At 52.3% G+C, this 18456-nt stretch carries 16 protein-coding genes and 3 riboswitches; of the genes, 10 read left to right on the top strand and 6 right to left on the bottom strand.

Annotated elements, in window-relative coordinates; genetic code table 11:
* Nucleotides 1-15 precede the first annotated feature (15 nt).
* The gene (gene pyrE, locus NST23_RS17305; protein WP_063229915.1) at nucleotides 16-654 is read left to right on the top strand and encodes an orotate phosphoribosyltransferase; all 639 of its coding nucleotides are present in this window, start codon (nucleotides 16-18) and stop codon (nucleotides 652-654) included.
* Nucleotides 655-923: 269 nt separating this feature from the next.
* On the opposite strand, the gene NST23_RS17300 is transcribed toward pyrE, so the two are convergent.
* Both NST23_RS17300 and NST23_RS17295 read right to left on the bottom strand, forming a co-directional pair.
* Complete coding sequence (locus tag NST23_RS17300) at nucleotides 924-2003, bottom strand: saccharopine dehydrogenase (protein ID WP_173597057.1); 1080 nt, start codon at nucleotides 2001-2003, stop codon at nucleotides 924-926.
* Between the two features lie 92 nt (nucleotides 2004-2095).
* Nucleotides 2096-2413, bottom strand: a complete 318-nt coding sequence (locus tag NST23_RS17295) for an ArsR/SmtB family transcription factor (RefSeq protein ID WP_063229913.1) — start codon at nucleotides 2411-2413, stop codon at nucleotides 2096-2098.
* Between the two features lie 191 nt (nucleotides 2414-2604).
* On the opposite strand from NST23_RS17295, the gene NST23_RS17290 reads away from it, so the two are divergent.
* The 3 genes from NST23_RS17290 to kynB all read left to right on the top strand — a co-directional run bounded on the left by NST23_RS17290 (nucleotide 2605) and on the right by kynB (nucleotide 6063).
* Entirely contained in the window at nucleotides 2605-3840 is a 1236-nt protein-coding gene (locus NST23_RS17290; RefSeq protein ID WP_340964151.1) for a peptidoglycan-binding domain-containing protein, read from the top strand.
* Between the two features lie 283 nt (nucleotides 3841-4123).
* Nucleotides 4124-5305: an AAA family ATPase gene (locus NST23_RS17285; protein ID WP_287102355.1), complete on the top strand. Its 1182-nt coding sequence runs from the start codon at nucleotides 4124-4126 to the stop codon at nucleotides 5303-5305.
* A 140-nt stretch (nucleotides 5306-5445) separates the two neighbouring features.
* A complete protein-coding gene (gene kynB, locus NST23_RS17280) occupies nucleotides 5446-6063 on the top strand; it encodes an arylformamidase (RefSeq protein ID WP_340964149.1) in 618 nt (205 codons plus the stop codon).
* A gap of 76 nt (nucleotides 6064-6139) precedes the next feature.
* Here kynB and NST23_RS17275 read toward each other — a convergent pair whose 3' ends face one another.
* A complete protein-coding gene (locus NST23_RS17275; RefSeq protein WP_122965055.1) occupies nucleotides 6140-7342 on the bottom strand; it encodes a saccharopine dehydrogenase family protein in 1203 nt (400 codons plus the stop codon).
* A 493-nt stretch (nucleotides 7343-7835) separates the two neighbouring features.
* On the opposite strand from NST23_RS17275, the gene zwf reads away from it, so the two are divergent.
* The 4 genes from zwf to NST23_RS17255 all read left to right on the top strand — a co-directional run bounded on the left by zwf (nucleotide 7836) and on the right by NST23_RS17255 (nucleotide 11660).
* The gene (zwf, locus tag NST23_RS17270; RefSeq protein ID WP_340964147.1) at nucleotides 7836-9335 is read left to right on the top strand and encodes a glucose-6-phosphate dehydrogenase; all 1500 of its coding nucleotides are present in this window, start codon (nucleotides 7836-7838) and stop codon (nucleotides 9333-9335) included.
* Nucleotides 9336-9439: 104 nt separating this feature from the next.
* Entirely contained in the window at nucleotides 9440-10426 is a 987-nt protein-coding gene (locus tag NST23_RS17265) for a Gfo/Idh/MocA family protein (RefSeq protein ID WP_340964146.1), read from the top strand.
* 57 nt (nucleotides 10427-10483) lie between these two features.
* The gene (locus NST23_RS17260; RefSeq protein ID WP_122965058.1) at nucleotides 10484-11107 is read left to right on the top strand and encodes a cyclase family protein; all 624 of its coding nucleotides are present in this window, start codon (nucleotides 10484-10486) and stop codon (nucleotides 11105-11107) included.
* A 28-nt stretch (nucleotides 11108-11135) separates the two neighbouring features.
* Entirely contained in the window at nucleotides 11136-11660 is a 525-nt protein-coding gene (locus NST23_RS17255) for a DinB family protein (protein ID WP_340964144.1), read from the top strand.
* Nucleotides 11661-11758: 98 nt separating this feature from the next.
* On the opposite strand, the gene NST23_RS17250 is transcribed toward NST23_RS17255, so the two are convergent.
* Nucleotides 11759-12976 carry an IS256 family transposase gene (locus NST23_RS17250; RefSeq protein ID WP_173600261.1) on the bottom strand — a complete coding sequence of 406 codons (1218 nt, stop codon included), beginning with the start codon at nucleotides 12974-12976 and terminating at the stop codon, nucleotides 11759-11761.
* 515 nt (nucleotides 12977-13491) lie between these two features.
* Nucleotides 13492-13689, top strand: a riboswitch (cobalamin riboswitch).
* 700 nt (nucleotides 13690-14389) lie between these two features.
* A riboswitch (SAM riboswitch) is annotated at nucleotides 14390-14495 on the top strand.
* 148 nt (nucleotides 14496-14643) lie between these two features.
* Nucleotides 14644-14754: riboswitch (SAM riboswitch) on the top strand.
* A 79-nt stretch (nucleotides 14755-14833) separates the two neighbouring features.
* On the opposite strand from NST23_RS17250, the gene NST23_RS17245 reads away from it, so the two are divergent.
* Complete coding sequence (locus tag NST23_RS17245) at nucleotides 14834-16096, top strand: homoserine dehydrogenase (protein WP_173598028.1); 1263 nt, start codon at nucleotides 14834-14836, stop codon at nucleotides 16094-16096.
* Between the two features lie 33 nt (nucleotides 16097-16129).
* On the opposite strand, the gene NST23_RS17240 is transcribed toward NST23_RS17245, so the two are convergent.
* Together NST23_RS17240 and NST23_RS17235 are read right to left on the bottom strand one after the other, a co-directional pair.
* Complete coding sequence (locus NST23_RS17240) at nucleotides 16130-16282, bottom strand: hypothetical protein (protein ID WP_217021478.1); 153 nt, start codon at nucleotides 16280-16282, stop codon at nucleotides 16130-16132.
* Between the two features lie 101 nt (nucleotides 16283-16383).
* A complete protein-coding gene (locus tag NST23_RS17235) occupies nucleotides 16384-17529 on the bottom strand; it encodes a CapA family protein (RefSeq protein WP_340964142.1) in 1146 nt (381 codons plus the stop codon).
* A 75-nt stretch (nucleotides 17530-17604) separates the two neighbouring features.
* Between NST23_RS17235 and NST23_RS17230 the strand changes: the two genes are divergently transcribed.
* Nucleotides 17605-18411, top strand: a complete 807-nt coding sequence (locus tag NST23_RS17230; protein ID WP_122965063.1) for a VOC family protein — start codon at nucleotides 17605-17607, stop codon at nucleotides 18409-18411.
* Nucleotides 18412-18456 lie beyond the last annotated feature (45 nt).

The following is an 18456-nucleotide window of genomic DNA, read 5'->3' as shown; positions in this document are numbered from 1 at the left end:
AAGGGATGAAGAGAAATGACGACAAACACAACAGCCAAACAAATTGCAGCGAACCTCCTGGAGATCGGAGCGGTTCACCTGCGCCCGGAACAACCTTTTACCTGGACATCGGGAATCAAGTCGCCGATTTATTGCGACAACCGCATCACCATGTCTTACCCGCACGTACGCCGGGCGATTGCCCAGGCATTTGCCGAGCTGATCAAAGAAAAGTATCCAGACGCCGAAGTTGTGGCGGGAACGGCTACGGCTGGCATTCCGCACGCGGCATGGGTGGCAGAAGTTCTTGATTTGCCAATGATTTACGTGCGCGACAAGGCAAAAGGACACGGCCGCCAAAACCAGATCGAAGGCGCACTTTCCGCCGGACAAAAAGTAGTGGTCATCGAAGACCTGATTTCTACAGGCGGCAGCTCCCTGAAAGCAGCGCAAGCCGTTCAGGCAGAGGGCGGCGAGGTGCTGGGCGTCGTAGCGATCTTCAGCTACCAGTTCCCGGATGCGGAAAGCTTGTTTGCCGAAGCAGGCGTTCCTTGCACGACGATTTCCCACTACACGGCACTGCTTGAGGCGGCAAAAGAACAAGGCGTAATCACAGCGGAACAGGAGAGCGTGCTGGGCGAATGGCGCAAATCTCCACGGACGTTTTTTGCATAAAAACTGATTTGGCTTCGGAAAAGAGTGGACACCGTTGAAGTAACGGCTCCACTCTTTTTGTTTTTTGGAAACGACCAACAAGGATTGTCTTGGCACGCACAAAGTGGCGGACTGGGCGAGAGTTTACGCTTCGGGGAAAAAAGTCGCCAGATGGAAAAGCAAGACATCCGAATGGTTCGTTGCAAACGCAACTGGAGAGCGCAGAAGAGTGCCCGATCCAGGGGCCATCCTTTTTGCCTGCCTGTTCTGCGTAGCAGTGGAAACGCCCGTCAGACTTGATTTCGGACGCGAATTTGAACACCTTCTGCTTCGAAAAAGCGGGTGATCCACGTCTGATCTTCACGCAGATCAGCCAGTTGTTCAGGGAAAAAGATGCCGCCAGCAGTAGCCAGATTGTTGCCTTCCATCAAGATTCTTTGCGCCTGGATGGCAGCTCCTGTAGCGGTCAGGTGAGTTTGTCCCTGCGGGTCTGTGATCTCCACCTGTCTGCGCGTGAGCACACCGTGCTGGTCGCGTCCTTCAATCTGGACGGTGACATGGTGCGCAGCGCCTGTGCCCGGGTTGTACAAAATGCTTTGCCGCGCCTTTTGCCCGAGCAGCTTCCACACTCCGCTCCGCACGAGGAAAACGAGTGCGGACGTGGACCATGTTTGATCGAAAGCGATACGGAAATTTGCTGAATGGACAGACGAATTTTGTACCAATGTCACATGATCGGGCGTATCCAGCCGATAGCATTTGGCCCGAAAGCCGTTCGGAAAAGTAACCGGACGCGGCTCTGTCATAGGCAGAACGGTTCGCGTTTGGCTGCCTTCGAAAACGTGAAAAGGAATCGTCATCCTGTTCATGTACGCGGTAGAATCCGGCCCTGCTTTATCCTGCAAAGAGTAAAGGGCGTATATATTGACAGACGCTTCCTGCAAGCCGTCGGCGTACATTTTGCCGAAAAGGGCGGGCGTTCCTCCCATCCACCCAGAGGCGAGGACGATTGGCGCACGAAGATCAACGCTTCGCAGTCGGTCGATGGCTCCCGAGAATCGCTCTGTCCAGCGGGTGACGTCCACGAGCGGAATTTGCCGCCGAGCGCTTGCGAGCAGCAGCCTGTCATCAGGATCGTTGACGGCATTAATAATGAGAGACAGGTCTTTTGGCGCATTAATAAGCGGGTCTGCTGCCGTATTGTCCACGAAAAGCGAATGAACTCGGGGAGAGGCGAAAGGAAGCGGCTTCCCCGGATTTCTGCCCCCGAGCAGCAATTGCAAGTCGTGATTTTGCTCGTGTAAAATGCGGGCAATTTGGCTGCCGACAGTCCCATACCCGCCGACGATTAATCCTTTTTTCTCAGCCAAAGAAAACTCCTCCGTTTGTATGTTTATTTGTTTAAGTTTATCAACATAAAGTAGAGAAGAAAAGGGACGCGCTGTCCCTTGCCAGTTGCTCGTTATGAACATTCTTCTTCGACAAATGTGACGAGTTGTTTAAACAGAAGCATCGCCTCTGTAATTTCCAAGCGGTAGTAAATTTCTGTTCCTTTTTTCTCGGAGTGGAGCAATCCGGCTTGCCGCAATATTTTCAAATGATGGGAAACGGTCGGCCTGGACATCGGGATATGCTCGGCAATTTGCGTGACGTTCAAGCTTTCTTTGTCAATCAACAGGGCGACGATTTGCTGGCGCACGGGATCACCTAGCCCTTGGAAATAAGGACTCAGCTGCATAAAAAGGTGGATCGCTTTTTCGTTACAGGTTGGATGATTCATAGCTACACTCCGTTAATAAACTTAATCATTTGAACGTATTATAATCCTCCTTCCTTTTTTTTGCAACCTTCAAAACGGCTGATTTGCAAAGGTTTTTCCGCAACGGCTCTCGCTGTGATTCATGTAATGGAAAAGCAAATCAGGGAATAGTAAGAGGGGTTACAAATAAGTTGAAGGAAGGTGCTTATGTCATGAAGGAATGGACGGGGAGCGCAGTCTCCCGCGAAGCAGTAGGGAAAATCAGAAAGGTATTCGGCTCTTGCTTTCTGGCGCTGGCGTTGCTCTTTTTCATCCCGAGCACAGGTCTCGCGGTAGGCAAAGGCGCGCAGGGACCAGACGTATATGTGATTCAAGGGATGTTGAAATCATTAGGTAGCTATTCTGGACAAATCAACGGATACTACGACGATGTCACGGTGCGCGGCGTCAAGCATTTCCAGAAAAAACACGGCTTGCCTGCGACAGGCTCTGTGGACAAGCGCACGCTTAATCGCATGGTTTACTCTTATGATCGAGTCGTTTCCAATCCACACCGCGGCGGAGCAGGTCAAGGTAGCGGCAAAGGCATCGGAGGCGGAGCAGGCCAAGGTGGCGGCAAAGGCTTTGGCGGCGGAGCAGGCCAAGGTGGCGGCAAAGGCTTTGGCGGCGGAGCAGGTCAAGGCGGCGGCAAAGGCATCGGTGGCGGAGCAGGTCAAGGTGGCGGTAAAGGCTTTGGCGGCGGAGCAGGTCAAGGCGGCGGTAAAGGCATCGGCGGCGGAGCAGGCCAAGGTGGCGGTAAAGGCATCGGCGGCGGAGCAGGCCAAGGTGGCGGAGCAGGCCAAGGTGGCGGAGCAGGCCAAGGTGGCGGCAAAGGCATCGGTGGTGGAGCAGGCCAAGGTGGCGGTGAAGGCATCGGTGGCGGAGCAGGCCAAGGCGGTGGAGCAGGCCAAGGCGGTGGAGCAGGCCAAGGCGGCGGAACAGGCCAAGGTGGCGGGAAAGGCATCGGTGGTGGAACAGGCCAAGGTGGCGGGAAAGGCATCGGTGGTGGAACAGGCCAAGGCGGCGGAACTGGTGAAGAAGGCGGCAAAGGAACTGGCAACGGCGGCGGAACCGGAGAAGGCGGCGGCAAAGGAACTGGCAACGGCGGCGGAACCGGAGAAGGCGGCGGCAAAGGAAACGGCAACGGCGGCGGAACCGGAGAAGGCGGCGGCAAAGGAAACGGCAACGGCGGCGGAACCGGAGAAGGCGGCGGCAAAGGAACTGGTAACGGCGGCGGAACCGGAGAAGGCGGCGGCAAAGGAAACGGCAGCGGCGGTGGAACCGGAGAAGGCGGCGGCAAAGGAAACGGCAGCGGCGGCGGTACAGGCAACGGTTCCGGCAATGGCAATGGATCTGGCAAAGACAATGGTCAAAATGCCGAGGACAACGAAGGAAACGGCAAAGACTAAAAAACCGTTACCTGGCAAAAACGCTTCGTTTCTCCCAAAGAGACGAAGCGTTTTCGTTTAGACAGGCGAAGCAACGGTTTGCAACGTCATTTTGTCCTTCGTCCGCCAATGTTCGCAATCCCGACTTTCCATATTCTGCTTGCAGGACGTTTGCATTATAATAAAGACGTCCGCGCTCCTTTTTCGGATGGGGTGGAAGACTTTTTCCCTAGCATGGAAGTCATGCAAAACAAAAGCTGACATACATAACGACACAGGATATTGATGGCAGAGGATGAATCACATGGCGAAAATAGAGATCATAAAAAGCATGCTGAGCAATGATCGGGGAAATGCCCATGCATGGTTTCTTTTGGGAATGGAGCATGCGGAACTGGGGGATCGCACGGAAGCATTGCAAGCTTTTACGCAAGCTCTCTCACTCGGAGATGGGGAAATAAAAGATAAAGTTGCAGTGGAATTGAACAAGCTGCAAAGGGAAATGCCGTTTTCCAAAAGCAAAAAAGGAAGCGCTTCTTGGGAGGCTTCTCTTTTTGGCTGGAGGCCCTCGCGACGAATCCAGGTGATAGAGGGGGGCAAAGGAAAAGCAGTTGAGCATGGTTGCGCGTTGCCCGACTTTACGACCGGCTATCATTCGGTTGGCGGGTTGCAAGCTGAAAAAGAAGTGATCGTAAACACATTCGCTGCCCTGACACAGCAAGGCGTGGTACATGAAAGGGGAGAGCGAGGAGGGATTTTGCTTTACGGCCCATCCGGTTGTGGCAAATCATTGCTCGCTAAAGCGACGGCAGAGGAGTGCCGCGTTCCGTTTTTTCCGATAGCGCAATCGGCAGGAAGCGACGTTATGTCCTATCTCGCTGAGTCTTCCTTTTCTGCTGTTGCGGAGGCAGACAGCTATCAAAATAAGCCGCTGCTTGTCTTTTGGGACGAGCTGGACGGGCGACAAGGGCAACAGATCGCCTATCAGAAGCAGGTGGATACGGAATTTGCATGGCTTGCGAAACTGGGCGAGTGGCAGCAGGCTGAGCGAGGGCTGTTCCTTATGGGAGCGACTACCGTTCCCTGGGAGCTGGACATCGCATGGTTGCGGGAAATCGGCTTTGCGCAAATGCTGTTTGTCAGTCCGCCGGATCGGGCAGCGCGGGCAGAAATTTTCCGGTTGAAGCTGAGAGGCAGGCCCGCCGAGCCGATTGATTACGCGCAACTGGCAGGCTGGACGGAATTTTATTCAGGAGCGGATATTGAGTACGTAGTTGAGCTTGCTACCGAGCAAGTCTTGCACGATTTTTTGACCAAAGGGGTGGAAAGGCCCATTCAGATGAGCGATTTGCGCGAATCGATCGCAGCCACTCGGCCGACGACGATCGAGTGGCTGCGGACGGTCAAAGAACATTTGCAAGAAATCAACCGAGACGGACATTATGCGGCTGTCGCACAATATTTGGACATGCATCGGCGCATTTGACTGGCAGGACCGGACTCACTTGAAAAACGTGAGGGGGTCCTGCCGTTTTTCCTGAAATAGAAAGAATATTGACGCAACGACTGTCTTTCTATAATCTGAGGGTAATCGAGCTGATTCAGCAAGGAATGGGAGGAATCGACATGAAGCTGTATGACATATCTCGACCACTCACAAAAGCTACGCCGACGTGGCCGGGGGACACAGCTTTTCAGTACACCGTGAACTGGCCCAAATCAGAAAGCGGCTCCGTCAATGTCGGGAAGCTCGTGATGAGCATTCACACGGGAACGCATGTGGACGCGCCGTTTCATTTTGATGATCACGGGAAAACGACGCTGGAATTGCCGCTTGATCTGTACGTAGGCGCAGCCAGAGTAGTCGATGTGTCGGGGCGTGCAAGCATCGGAGCGGATGATCTGGCGGGAATCGACTTGTCAGGGGTAACCCGATTGTTGCTCAAAACCATGTCGTGGTCCGAACCCGAGACGTTTCCTGCTGAGATTTGCTACCTTCGTCCTGATCTGCCGCCGTTTCTGGCGGAAAAAGGAATCAGGCTGCTTGGCCTGGACGTGCCTTCCGTCGATCCGCTAGAGAGCAAAGAGCTGCCTGCCCACCACGGGCTGCACCAGCATGGCATTTATATTTTGGAAGGGTTATGGCTAGATGCCATCGAGCCTGGCGACTATGAATTGATCGCACTGCCGCTCGCCTTGTCTGGTGCTGATGGAAGTCCTGTGCGGGCTGTCCTGCGCCGATAGGCTGTAGCGATGAAAAACCGCTCATACCTTAGAGCGGCATGAACGGTTTTTTCCTAACTTTATTTCAACTTACGCTCTACGTGATTTGCAAGAGGGGGGAAGTTTTCTCAATGACGTCCCAATTCATGCCGCGCGCTTTCAGTCTGGCGAGAAACGGGATCGGATCGATCAGCTCTGGAGGTATGCAGCCTGTCATCGAAAGCAGTCCCTCTGCCATCATGTCAACGGCAACGACAGGCGGGATGCCGGTTTGCCAAATCGTTGCCTGAAATTCGGTTTTTTGGAAAACCTCGTCATGATTGGCGATCGTGTAGACGTAAACTTCTTTTCGCTTGTTATCTTTTCTGCCCTTGACGAGCGCGCCGACGCTGGAGTAGCCGTGGATTTTGCCTGCCAGGTCTACTGGTTTGGGCATCGTCGTTACGACCACGTCGCGCGGGGCAACGCGCACTCCTTTTACTTCAATCTCTTCATCGCTGTCCAGCCCAAGATAGCGCAACACTTTCAAGGTGTTGACGAAATCGGGGTGCAGGGCGTATTTGAAGTCGACGTATTTGCAGCCTTTTGCCCGTCCAATCGTCTCGCCGAGCGTAGTGGCTTCTTCATGCTCCACGTTGTAGCAGTCCAGCCAGCCGATCGGCTCCGGAAATTCAAATTCTTCTTTGTTGGCAAAAGGTGTCGGGAAATACTGTTCGCCTTTTGCCGCAGTCCAGAAGTTGGGTTTTGCCAGACATTCCTGTATGGCCGTCTGCGGGCTGAAATAGGAGCAGAAGCCGTCGTAATCCACTACCGAATTATCTCCATCCCGGATGAGAATGGCGTCTACTTCATCGAGCGAATCTACAGCGTATCGTGCGGCGATGTTCGAAAAACCGGGGTCGCACCCGAGTCCCATGATTCCCAAAATACCTGCTTTCCGAAAACGGTCGTTCCAGGACAGTTGCTGCTGCAGCCATTGCGGACCGCAAGAAGCCGTATCAATATAATGAGTTCGTGTGTGAAGGCAAGCCTGCATCACCGCCAGGTTGTTTTCTGGCAAGCCGATGTGCAGCAAAAGGTCGATGTCGCCCAAAATGGATTGGACGCTGGACACGTCGCGGGCATCCACGCATTTTACCTGGATTTCCACATTCGTCTCCCGGCGCAGCTCCTGGGCCAGTTCTTCTGCTGGGCCGATGGCTATATCGGCCAGGACAAGCTTGGTGACAAAACGGGATTTGATCAACTCGCACGCGCTTACTTGTCCGACTCCACCTACTCCTAAGATTGCGACTCGCATAGAGTCCTCCTCCCTGGTGACAAATCTGCTATCTTCGCATTCGAAACAGCCATTTTTGCAAAAATAACGAAATGGACGATGAACGGCGGACTCCCGCCAGGGCATCATCGATCGGCTCGCGGGGACGCAAGGAAAGCACCATGAGAAACCTCCTTTTTCGTTTTGATTGTTCACCAAACGATTGAAAAAGCAAGGTGAATAGTACATGTATATGAAGCATTCCTCACGTCCCATGCGCGACAGTGAATATCGAAGCGCAATTCTTTTTCGGGGATGGGACTTGTCTTTCCAGCAAACAGCTACGACTCGGTTTTTCCTCTCTGCGGGTTGCGAAAAGTGTTGACCGCAAGCGGTTGTATCCACTTTCATGAAAAAGTCGAGGTGCACTCGTCAAGCAGAGTTGTCTTGATAATAAAGCGAATTTCTCTAATAATAACGGTGTAAACCAACGAAGCATTCCGCATCGTGAGTGTACGGAAGGATGGAAACACAAATGGAACCGATGAGCTTTGTTCTTTTTGGCGCGACAGGAGACTTGGCAAAACGCAAAATTTATCCGGCCTTGTTTAATTTATACGTAGATGACAAGCTTCCCGGCAGCTTTTCTATTGTCGGTGTGGGCAGGCGAGCTTGGTCTGGTCAGGAGTTTGTTTGCAGCGTGGAGCAGTCGATCCGGGAGTTTTCCCGGCGAGATGCGATTGATCAGGCACAGCTTGAACGATTTTTGGCAGCTTTTTCCTATGCAGCTGTCGATGTGACGAAAGCAGAAGCTTACACGCCACTGCTGGAACGGATCAAGCAGCGCGAGGACGAATACAAGCTTCCGCAAAATCGGATGTTTTATTTGTCGGTTGCCCCTGAGTATTTCGAGGTGATTGCTGCCAATATCCAGACGAGCGGACTCGGCTCTGTTGACGGCTGGAAGCGCCTGATCATCGAAAAGCCGTTCGGACGCGATCTGCAATCGGCGGAAGACTTGAATGAGAAGCTGGCCAAAGCTTTTTCTGAAGAAGAAATTTACCGGATCGACCATTATTTGGGCAAAGCGATGGTGCAAAATTTGGAGGCGTTGGAGTTTGCCAATCCCGTTTTCGCCGCTCTCTGGAACAATCGTCACATTGCAAACGTACAGATCACAGCGAGCGAAACGGTCGGGGTAGAAGAGCGGGCTGGTTTTTACGAACAGGCTGGGGCGCTGCGTGACATGTTGCAAAATCATATGCTGCAAATGCTGATGATGGTTGCCATGCACATTCCCAAGCGGATTACGGCGCAAGACATTCGCGCGCAGAAACGTAAAGTAATGGAAGCAGTGCGGCCGCTGGCGCTTGAAGAAGTGGCGAAAAACATCGTGCGGGGGCAGTATCGCGCAGGAAGCATGGGGGAAGTTCCGGTGGCAGGCTACCGGGAAGAGCCGGGAGTATCGCCGACCTCGATGACGGAGACGTATATCGCAGCCAGAGTCTGGATTGACGACCCGTTTTGGAGCGGAGTGCCCTTTTACATTCGCACAGGGAAACGGATGAAGGAAAAGTCGACGCGAATCGTCATTGAGTTCAAAAACCCGCTGGAGCAGCTGTATCGGGAGCAACAGGAAAAGACAGCGCCGAATTTGTTGATCATTCATGTGAATCCACAGGAAGGAATCGCTTTGCAGCTGAATAGTAAGAATCCGGCCAATAGCGGAAAGATTGAGCCTGTGACCGTTGATTTCAGTTCCGGGCAGAAGGACGTCCCAGAGGCTTATGAACGCCTCTTGTTCGATGCGCTGCGTGGAGACTCGACCTATTTTGCCCATTGGAATGAAGTGCGCCTGTCGTGGAAATGGGTAGAGCCAATCTTGACGGCTTTTGAGCGCAATCTCGTACCGCTTGTCTCGTATGAAGCGGGAACATACGGGCCGGATGCAGCGAAACAATTGCTGCAAGCGGAAGGATTTTCCTGGTGGTTGGATGAAGTAGAAGAGAGGGAGCCAGAGCCGGTGCATCGGTAATGGCTGACTGTACACCTCGGCTTATGCGAGTGTCTTGCTCATTTCGGGTTGAGACTGGCTCAAGCCAGGGGTGAGTCAAGTGAAAAAGAAGGGGGAAGCGATTCATGCGTTTTGGCGTAATCGGCACCAACTGGATTACAGATGAGTTCATCCAGGCAGGTTTGACCGTCGAAGGCTTTTCTCTTCAGGCGGTCTACTCGCGGACGAGCGAACGCGCCCAGGAATTTGCTGAAAAATACCAAGCCCCTTTTGTATACACGGATATAAAAGAGATGGCATCGAGCGAAACCATCGATGCCATCTACATCGCAAGCCCCAATTGCTTTCATGCGGAACAGGCGATCCTGTGCATGGACATGGGGCTGCATGTGTTGTGCGAAAAGCCGTTTGCCTCTAACGCGGCAGAAGTCGAAGCTATGCTTGCGGCAGCGAAAAGAAATGATGTGCTGCTCATGGAAGCCGTCAAATCAACCCTCGTACCCAATTTTTCTACAGTCCAGGATCATTTGCCCAAGCTCGGCACCATTCGCCGATATATCGCAAGCAACTGCCAGTATTCCTCGCGCTACGATGCCTACCGACAGGGCCAGGTTATGCGAGCTTTTGATCCCGCCTATTCCAACGGAGCGTTGCTGGACATCGGGATTTACTGTCTCTATCCTGCGATTGTGCTGTTTGGCAAGCCAAAACAGGTCAAGGCGGAAGGCGTTCTACTGCAATCAGGGGTAGATGGCGAGGGCAGCATGCTGTTGAAGTACGAAAATATGGATGCCGTCATCAGCTTTTCCAAGATCACGACTTCGTACCAGCCTGCGGAGATTCAGGGGGAGGACGCGACGATGGTGATCGATAAAATCAACCATCTCACGCGTATCGAGATTCGCTACCGCGACGGGAGGGTCGAGGATGTGACCAGGCCCCAGACGCCCAAAACGATGCATTATGAGATCAGAGAGTTCATTCGCTTGGCTGAGGCAGGCTTGAGAGAGTCAGAGACAAATTCACATACAGCTTCCCGCTGGACCATGGAGGTCATGGACGAAGCGCGAAGACAAATCGGTGTTGTGTACCCTGCTGATTTGCCGCGTTGAAGGAAGGGAACAGCTAAATCATAAAAAAGCAGGAAGACAAGGGGGGGCGAAAACGCGATGAGAATGTTCGATGTGACGGCACCAATCTTTGAAGGCATGACGGTGTACAAGAACAAGCCGGAAAAGCAACCGAAAATACAGACGGTTACGAATGGGTACGTAACCGAGTCCAGAATCGATATGGATGTGCACTCTGGCACCCACGTAGATGCGCCGCTGCACATGGTGAACGATGGAGAGACATTTGAGAGCATCTCGCTGGAAAAACTGGTCGGGAACTGCCGTGTGCTTGACTTGACGCACGTTGAGGACCAGATTGGCCGGGCTGAGCTGGAAAAGTTTGATATCGCCCCGGGAGAGTTTCTCCTGTTTCAAACGAAAAATTCGCAAGACGACGCCTTTTCGTTTGAATTTGTTTATTTGGCGCACGATGGCGCTGCTTATTTGGCTGAAAAAGGCGTACGGGGAATTGGCACGGATGCTTTGGGGATTGAACGGAGCCAAGAGGGGCATCCGACGCATAAAACGCTGTTTGCCGCAGGTATCGTCGTGATCGAAGGGCTGCGTCTGCGCGATGTGCCACCGGGCCTCTACTTTATGGTGGCTGCTCCGCTGAAGCTTGTAGGAACAGATGCGGCTCCTGCGCGGGTGCTGCTGTTTGAAGGCTGGCAAGAAGGATAAATAGAGAGAAGCCGAGGAGGACATGAGCATGCTGATCCGCCCAAACCGGGAGGAGTACCAAGATTATTTTGCTACCTACGTCAGTCAAGTGCCAGAAGGTGATCTGCTGACGATTCTCGAACAACAGGCAGCACAGACAGGGGAGATGTTCGCCGGATTGACAGGGGAACAAATCGATTATCGCTACGCTCCGGGCAAATGGACGGTAAAAGAAGTGCTGGGCCATATCATCGATACCGAGCGAATCATGAGCTATCGCTTGCTGAGAATCGCCAGAGGGGATCAGACTGAGCTGGCGGGGTTCGATGAAAATACGTATGTAGCAGAAGGCTTCTATCAGGAGCGCAGTCTGACGGATTTGCTCGCAGAATACAACGCTGTGCGACAGTCGACGCTGGCCCAACTGCGGGGGATTGCTGCCGAGGCGTGGACGAGAACGGGCACAGCAAATGGCAATAAGCTGTCGGCACGGGAATGTAAATTTTTTTGTGTAAATGGGTTTTTAACGGGTGGACAGTTACGTCAACGGCTTTACATGGAGTGGCGGGCATGATAGGCTCGCTTGCCATGCGATGCATATTTTACTGGCATCGCCCAATCGCAAGAAATCATGCCCGCAGAGGCTCCATGTCAAGCCGACTCAACAGTTGATTATGCGGACAGTTCCCCTTGCAATCGATCTCCAAAATGGATGGCAAGTTGCGATATACATTCTTTCCAACTCCGAAGCGGCATAGTCCATTTCTTCGATGCCTCAACGGTAGCCAGATAGATGATTTTCCGTAGAGCATCGTCGGATGGATAAGCCGTTTTTGTCTTTGTGACCTTACGGAGTTGCCGATGATAGCCCTCGATGATATTCGTCGTATAAATCATCTTGCGTATCTCTGGGGGATAGCTGAAATAGGCGGTCAGTTCGAGCCAGTTGTTTTCCCAGGAGCGAATAATGATGGGGTACTTCTTTCCCCACTTGTCTTTGAACGTAGAAAAAGCAGTCTCAGCTTCTTCTAACGTAAGGGCTTGATAGACTTTCTTTAAATCTGCCAAGACTAACTTTTCTTCTTTGAACGGAACATATTTCATAGAGTTACGAATCTGGTGGATGACGCACAGTTGAATTTGGGTTTTCGGAAAAGCAGCATGGATCGCCTCAGAAAACCCTGAAAGACCGTCCTTGCAGGCGATGAGAATGTCTTCTACACCACGGCTTTTCAGCTCTGTACACACATTGAGCCAGAAGCTTGCACTTTCGTGCTCGCCGATCCAAATGCCCAAAATGTCCTTATGACCAGACATAGTAATGCCAAGAACGCTGTATGCTGCTTTGTTAACGATACGATTCTCTTGCCGAACTTTGAAGTGAATGGCATCAAGAAACACGATCGGATAGACTCGATCAAGTGGTCTACATTGCCATTCTGCCACCATCGGCATAATCTTGTCGGTTACTTTACTGACCATCGTAGGAGACACGTCGATCCCATACAGATCCTTCATGTGTTCTTCAATATCGCGAGTAGACATACCTTTGGCGTAGAGTGCGATGATTTGCTCCTCCAAGCCATTTGTGGTTGTTTCATGCTTCTTCACAATGTGAGGTTCAAATTCGCCGTTGCGATCACGGGGGACACGAATTTCTGTATTGCCGAACTTTGTTTTCAGCGTCTTTTTGCTATACCCATTCCGACTATTTCCTGAATGATCACCATCGGCACTATGTTTGGCATAGCCCAAATGGTCATCCATTTCTGCTTCAAACAACTGCTGGATGGTGTCACGGAACAAATCTTTTAGCATGATGTGCACGTCCTCGATGGTTCGGCAATCCTTCGCTAACTCCTTGATGGTCATGTCTCTCTTGTCTTGCATAAATGATCATCTCCTTAATGGGAAGTTTAACCATTTACACAAAACTTTTTACGCTCTCGTCGGCACGCACATTGGCCTATATTATCGCCGGACACGAGGCGCACCACTGTAGAATTTTGCGGGAACGGTATTCGCTGTAAGCCGGGAGAAGCCCGCTGTTTCGCTTTCTGTGTGTCGCTTTTCGTTACTCGCTTTTCGTTACTCGCTTTTCGTTACTCGTTTTGCGTTACTCGTTTTGCGTTACTCGTTTTGCGTTACTCGTTTTGCGTTACTTGTTTTGCGTTACTCGTTTTGCGTTACTCGTTTTCCGTTGCTTGTTTTCTGCTGCTTGCTTTCCGTCGCTCATTTTCTGTTACTCGTTTTTCGTTTCTCGTTTTTTGTTACTCGCTTTTCGTTTCTCGTTTTTCGCTTTCCAGCTGTCGCTGCGTGTTCCTCGCTATCTTTTCGCTGCCGCTCGCAACTCGCCCTCCCTATCTCGGCAATGGTAGGGTACAATAACAGTAGTGATTTTTCCAATTTCATATGTGGGAACAGGTTCCTTGAGGTATATCGCCGCAAGGATAATAGGGAAGCTCGGTGCAAATCCGACACGGTCCCGCCACTGTAAGAGGGGAGTTTTGCGCATACAGGCCACTTGTCCAGACTTGGATGGGGAAGGCAGCGCCAGACGATGATCCCAAAGTCAGGAGACCTGCCTGTTTCGACGACACTGATGGACCTACGGGAGATAGGGAGGTGTTAGAGGACTCGCCATGACAGCAGGGGGACGAATACGTTTCTCTTTGCTTGCGCATTTTCTAACGATCGTATCGGTCGTCGGAAAATGCTTTTTTTGTTTGGGGGATTGGTGTGGTCTGTCGAAGGGGGTAACTTGTCTCGAAATTGATGCGATTAATCGAGGCGCTGGAGTAGCTTCGCGATAGAAGCGGCTAAAATCGAAAGAGCTGAGCTGAAGCTGCCTCTCGCTTGCAGCGGTTCGTCGAATGGACCAGGGCGTCTCGCGGTTGATCTACCTGTCAAAGAGGCTACGATGACTCGCGATTAAATTCAACTTGACTAGATCTTGTACGAATGTGAGGGATCGCAAGCTTGCGAACCGGAGCCTTTTTAAGGATATCGTTGCCAGATTGTCGCCGTGAAAAAGGAGGGAGTGGCGTGGTTCAGCTTTTCATATGTCCATGGTGCGGCTATGTTGAAGAAAAAGAAGTGCCAGAGGAAAGCGAAGCAGGAATCGTTACGTGCGCTTGCTGCAACATGGCAGAAGTGGAAAGTGTGTTTGCGCGTGGAAACGGCTGCTTTGCTGAGGGGGTTGCCGTTCTGTCTTCCTGCTTGCGAGTCTTGTCAGCAAACAAAAAGAATTGTGTTGACGAATGCATTGGAATTTCTTAGAATAGGCTCAATAGCAAATCATAGTTCTTATCCAGAGAGGTGGAGGGTCTGGCCCGATGAAGCCCGGCAACCGTTGCTTTTGCGACAAGGTGCCAATTCCTGCGGGACGTTTCGTCTCGATAGATAAGAAGCGGGTGCCTCGTAGCAGTCAAGACGAACCTTCTTCTTAGCGGAGAAGGTTTTTTGATGTATGAAAAAGTGGGAACGAGGCAAACATTTGCCCAATTTCAAAGACAAGAGAGAACTGACATCTAGCAAAGAACAAAAATTCATAGTTTTCTTTATCTAGAGAGGTGGAGGGACTGGCCCGATGAAGCCCGGCAACCGTTACGCAGTTTGTGACAAGGTGCCAATTCCTGCAGGACGAAAATCGTTCTGGGAGATAAGGAGAAGGACCTTGATGCCAAACCTTCTTCTTAGCAAGAAGGTTTTTCTTATTTTTCCAAAACATGACATGAGGTGGTAATAATGAGCGCAGGTGTAATCAAAGTAGGATTGCTGGGATTGGGAACAGTAGGGGGCGGCGTCATCAAAACGATTCGCTCGCAACAGGAGAAGCTGGCGCAGCGGTTGGGCAAACGGATCGAGATTGTCAAAGCATTGGTTCGCGATTCGGAAAAAGAACGGGCGGTTCAGGTTGATCCTGCGCTTTTGACTACCGATTTTGAGGATGTGCTAAAAAGCGATGTGGACATTGTCGTGGAGGTAATGGGCGGTGTCGAGCCTACGTATGATTACGTGCGTGCCCTGATTGAAAAAGGCTGCCATGTGGTAACGGCGAACAAAGAGCTGCTCGCCAAACGCGGCCCTGAGCTTGTCGATCTGGCTAACCAGCATCAGGTGCATCTGGCTTATGAAGCGAGCGTAGCTGGCGGGATTCCGATTTTGAGTGTGCTGCGGCAGTTTTTGCGCACAAATGACATCCAAGGAGTTCGCGGTATTCTCAACGGGACGACGAACTTCATCTTGACGAAAATGGAGGCGGAACAGCTCTCTTATCAGGAAGTGCTGAAGCAGGCGCAGGAGCTGGGCTATGCGGAAGCTGATCCGCGTTCGGATGTGGAAGGTTTCGATGCCATGTACAAATTGTACATTCTCGCGCAGCTTGTGTACGGGGAGTCGTTGCCGCTTGCGGATGTCGTGCGTAAAGGAATCGCCGATTTGTCTGCCGGACACATCCGGATCGCAAGCGAGCTGGGTTACCGGATCAAGCTGATTGCCCAGGCACAAAAAGCCGAGCAAGGCATCCGCCTCTCGGTTCAGCCGACTGTGCTGCCCATTGCCCATCCGTTGGCGCAAATCCAGGATGCGTTCAATGCGGTGCAGCTCTCCGGGAACATCGTGGGCGACCTGTTGTTTACGGGCCGGGGTGCAGGCGAACTGCCGACCGCAAGCGCTGTCGTTGAAGATTTGGCTTACTTGTTGACCCAGCCATTTACGCCGCATCCTGTTTGGACAGAAAAAAATGCCGCGGCTCAGTTGGAGCAAGGGCAAGACGAACGGGTGCTGTGTTATTTGGAAGGCTCGTGTATCGCCGCCACACCTGATCGCGTGCTGCATTTCTTGCGGGAGGCTGGCGTGAACGTGACGAAATTGAAGGTGCAATTCGACTTGGGCGGTGTGCTGCGCGCGGGCTTGATCGTTACAGGTATTCGCGCAGAGCATGAGCAAGTGCTGAAAAGTGACTTCGGACTTTCCGTGCGCTGCTTCCCGCTGATCGAATCGGCATAGCTCGCAGTCTGTCTAGATCAGCGCTGATCCTTTCTACTTGCTTTTTTTATCCGAGAGCTGTTGATCGGTATCTGAAGGCCCGTTTTTCTGATTGCCGGGGAAGACGACTTTTTCCCATTTGGTCATGAAATAACTGCAGAGTATAATAAGGCCGATCGCCGATACGGTGATAATCAATCCGGTCATATGTGCCGCCTCCTTTTCGCTGGAAAAAGTGGTTCTACTATGGTCTACGAAAGCAATATGGAAAAGTTTCGCCAAAAAAGGCAACGGGCACGCCTCATTTATCATGAGCGTGCCTGTACGTGACCATCGGCTTCAATCTGAACGTTTTCCGACAGTGATTCGATTCGTTGCAGAAGCGCTGCCCCATCCGTGTCATTCATCGGTACCGCTCGTCCCAGCTCGGCATGGAACGGGAGCATCGTCAGTTCACAGGAAGCGTCTTTTGTGCAGCTTGCTTGCAGTACCATCGTCTGCCACGTTTTTGGCTCCGTCGAGCGGGTGAAAATGAAATTGCCCAAACTGTAGGCAATCCACTTGCCGTTGTAGCGTTCAAAGCCTTGCAGGACGTGAGGATGACCACCGACGATCAAGTCTGCTCCTGCGTCAATGTAAGCTTTGGCCAATTCTTTTTGGTGATCGACGGGAAAGTCTTCCCGTTCCTTGCCCCAATGGGCGATCACGACGACGAGATCAGCGTGTGCCTTTGCTTGTTGAATCGCTTGGACGGCTTTGGCGGAATCATAGGAGCCAGCCAGTCCAGGCTGTTTCTCCGTGGCGAACCAGCTGACTTCGGGAATGACCCGGCTGAATCCGAGCAAGGCGAGCTTGATGCCGTTTCGCTCCACCACGACGGGAGTGAAGGCTTCCACAGAGTCTTTGCCGCCGCCGAGGTAAGCGATCCCGTTTTTGGCAAGCGCGTCAAACGTGTCGAGCAATCCGGCCACGCCCTGATCCATCGAATGGTTGTTTGCCAGGTTGACCGCATCGATCCCTGCTGCTTTCATCGCAGGCGCAGCCAAAGGAGAGGACTTGTAAACGTATTGTTTGTTGTCGGCAGGCGTGCCTTTTGTGGTAAGTGGCGTCTCCAGATTGGCTATGGTAAAGTCATCCTGCAAAAACAGGGAACGGACGTGCGTGAACGGGTAGTCGTAGCCTTTTTCGAGCAACGTTTTTTCCACATTTCCGGACATCATCACATCTCCGACGAAGGTCAGCCGGACAGTCGGCTCGTGGGCAACAGCCGGAGGTGGTGCGGAATCGTGTTCAGGGGAGGCGGAATGGCTTCCCAGCTTGTCGAAAGCGAAGTAAATCCCTGAGCAAAGGATGACGAGCAGACTGAACAAGAGCGTTTGCTTCGCCATCCTTTGCCCCTTCTTTTGTCGTTGTTTTCGCCGGATGTGCTTTAGGTTTTGCTGCGTCTGATTCATTATGCTCCTTTCAACGGTAACGAAAAATGGGTGAATTTGTTATTATAGAGCTAATACGAAAAGGGGCGAAAAAAGATGCAGCTTTCCTTCGATCATCTGGTTCATTTCGTGCACCGTCCCCCTGGAGAGGCTGCCCGGCTTTTTCAGGAAGCAGGCTTTCACGCTGTCGCGGGCGGACGTCATACCCATTGGGGAACATGGAACAGTCTCAGCTACTTGGGACTATCTTATGTGGAGTTTTTGGCGGTGGAGGAGGCAGCTGTCGCCAAGCAATCCGACAATCCGCTCATCCGGCAACTGGTCTGGGAGGCGAATCGCGGTGAGGGACTTGGGCAAATTGCCCTGCGCACTCGGCAAATGGACGCGTGGGTAGAGCGATTTCAGTCACTTGGTCTCAAAGTGACAGGGCCGGTAGCGGGCAGCCGCACGCGAGACGACGGGAAGATTTTGCAGTGGCGCATGCTGTTTGCCGAAGACCCGCACAGTGCGAGACAAATGCCGTTTCTGATTGAATGGAGCGAGACAGACGAGGAGCGCAAAGCCGATTTGACACAGCGCGGCATCATCGCTCCGCATCCAAATGGCGCGACGGAGCTGCAAGCGGTTGGTTATGCTGTTTCCGATCTGGAAGCGGCAGCAGCGGATTGGACGCGGTGGTTCGGCTTGCCGAGCCAAGCAGTGTTCGACGATGAGCAAATGGGCGCTCGTTGCCTGACGCTTGCTTTACCTGGCGGAAATATCGTGCTGTGTGAACCGCAGCAGGATGGATCGGCCAAGCGGATGCTGCAATCGCGCGGAGAGCGTCCTTTTTTTGCAAGAGTAGGCGCGGCAAAAGCGCTTCACGAATCGCACTCCATTTGTGGCGGGACGTACCTGATTTGAATTTGCTAGAAAGTAACGAGGGGCAAAGCAAGAAAATGGCGCAAA

Origin of the sequence: Brevibacillus sp. FSL K6-0770, from assembly GCF_038000275.1 — a bacterium.
Taxonomy (GTDB): Bacteria; Bacillota; Bacilli; order Brevibacillales; family Brevibacillaceae; genus Brevibacillus; species Brevibacillus parabrevis.
Note: the sequence above shows the minus strand (reverse complement) of the source record. Positions and strands in the feature narration are given on the sequence as shown.

Excerpts from the sequence above, each read along its gene's own strand:
- pyrE (WP_063229915.1), top strand. The coding sequence starts at position 16 with ATGACGACAAACACAACAGCCAAACAAATTGCAGCGAACCTCCTGGAG.
- NST23_RS17295 (WP_063229913.1), bottom strand. The coding sequence starts at position 2,413 with ATGAATCATCCAACCTGTAACGAAAAAGCGATCCACCTTTTTATGCAG.
- NST23_RS17290 (WP_340964151.1), top strand. The coding sequence starts at position 2,605 with ATGAAGGAATGGACGGGGAGCGCAGTCTCCCGCGAAGCAGTAGGGAAA.
- NST23_RS17285 (WP_287102355.1), top strand. The coding sequence starts at position 4,124 with ATGGCGAAAATAGAGATCATAAAAAGCATGCTGAGCAATGATCGGGGA.
- kynB (WP_340964149.1), top strand. The coding sequence starts at position 5,446 with ATGAAGCTGTATGACATATCTCGACCACTCACAAAAGCTACGCCGACG.
- NST23_RS17275 (WP_122965055.1), bottom strand. The coding sequence starts at position 7,342 with ATGCGAGTCGCAATCTTAGGAGTAGGTGGAGTCGGACAAGTAAGCGCG.
- zwf (WP_340964147.1), top strand. The coding sequence starts at position 7,836 with ATGGAACCGATGAGCTTTGTTCTTTTTGGCGCGACAGGAGACTTGGCA.
- NST23_RS17265 (WP_340964146.1), top strand. The coding sequence starts at position 9,440 with ATGCGTTTTGGCGTAATCGGCACCAACTGGATTACAGATGAGTTCATC.
- NST23_RS17260 (WP_122965058.1), top strand. The coding sequence starts at position 10,484 with ATGAGAATGTTCGATGTGACGGCACCAATCTTTGAAGGCATGACGGTG.
- NST23_RS17255 (WP_340964144.1), top strand. The coding sequence starts at position 11,136 with ATGCTGATCCGCCCAAACCGGGAGGAGTACCAAGATTATTTTGCTACC.
- NST23_RS17250 (WP_173600261.1), bottom strand. The coding sequence starts at position 12,976 with ATGCAAGACAAGAGAGACATGACCATCAAGGAGTTAGCGAAGGATTGC.
- NST23_RS17245 (WP_173598028.1), top strand. The coding sequence starts at position 14,834 with ATGAGCGCAGGTGTAATCAAAGTAGGATTGCTGGGATTGGGAACAGTA.
- NST23_RS17240 (WP_217021478.1), bottom strand. The coding sequence starts at position 16,282 with ATGACCGGATTGATTATCACCGTATCGGCGATCGGCCTTATTATACTC.
- NST23_RS17235 (WP_340964142.1), bottom strand. The coding sequence starts at position 17,529 with ATGAATCAGACGCAGCAAAACCTAAAGCACATCCGGCGAAAACAACGA.
- NST23_RS17230 (WP_122965063.1), top strand. The coding sequence starts at position 17,605 with ATGCAGCTTTCCTTCGATCATCTGGTTCATTTCGTGCACCGTCCCCCT.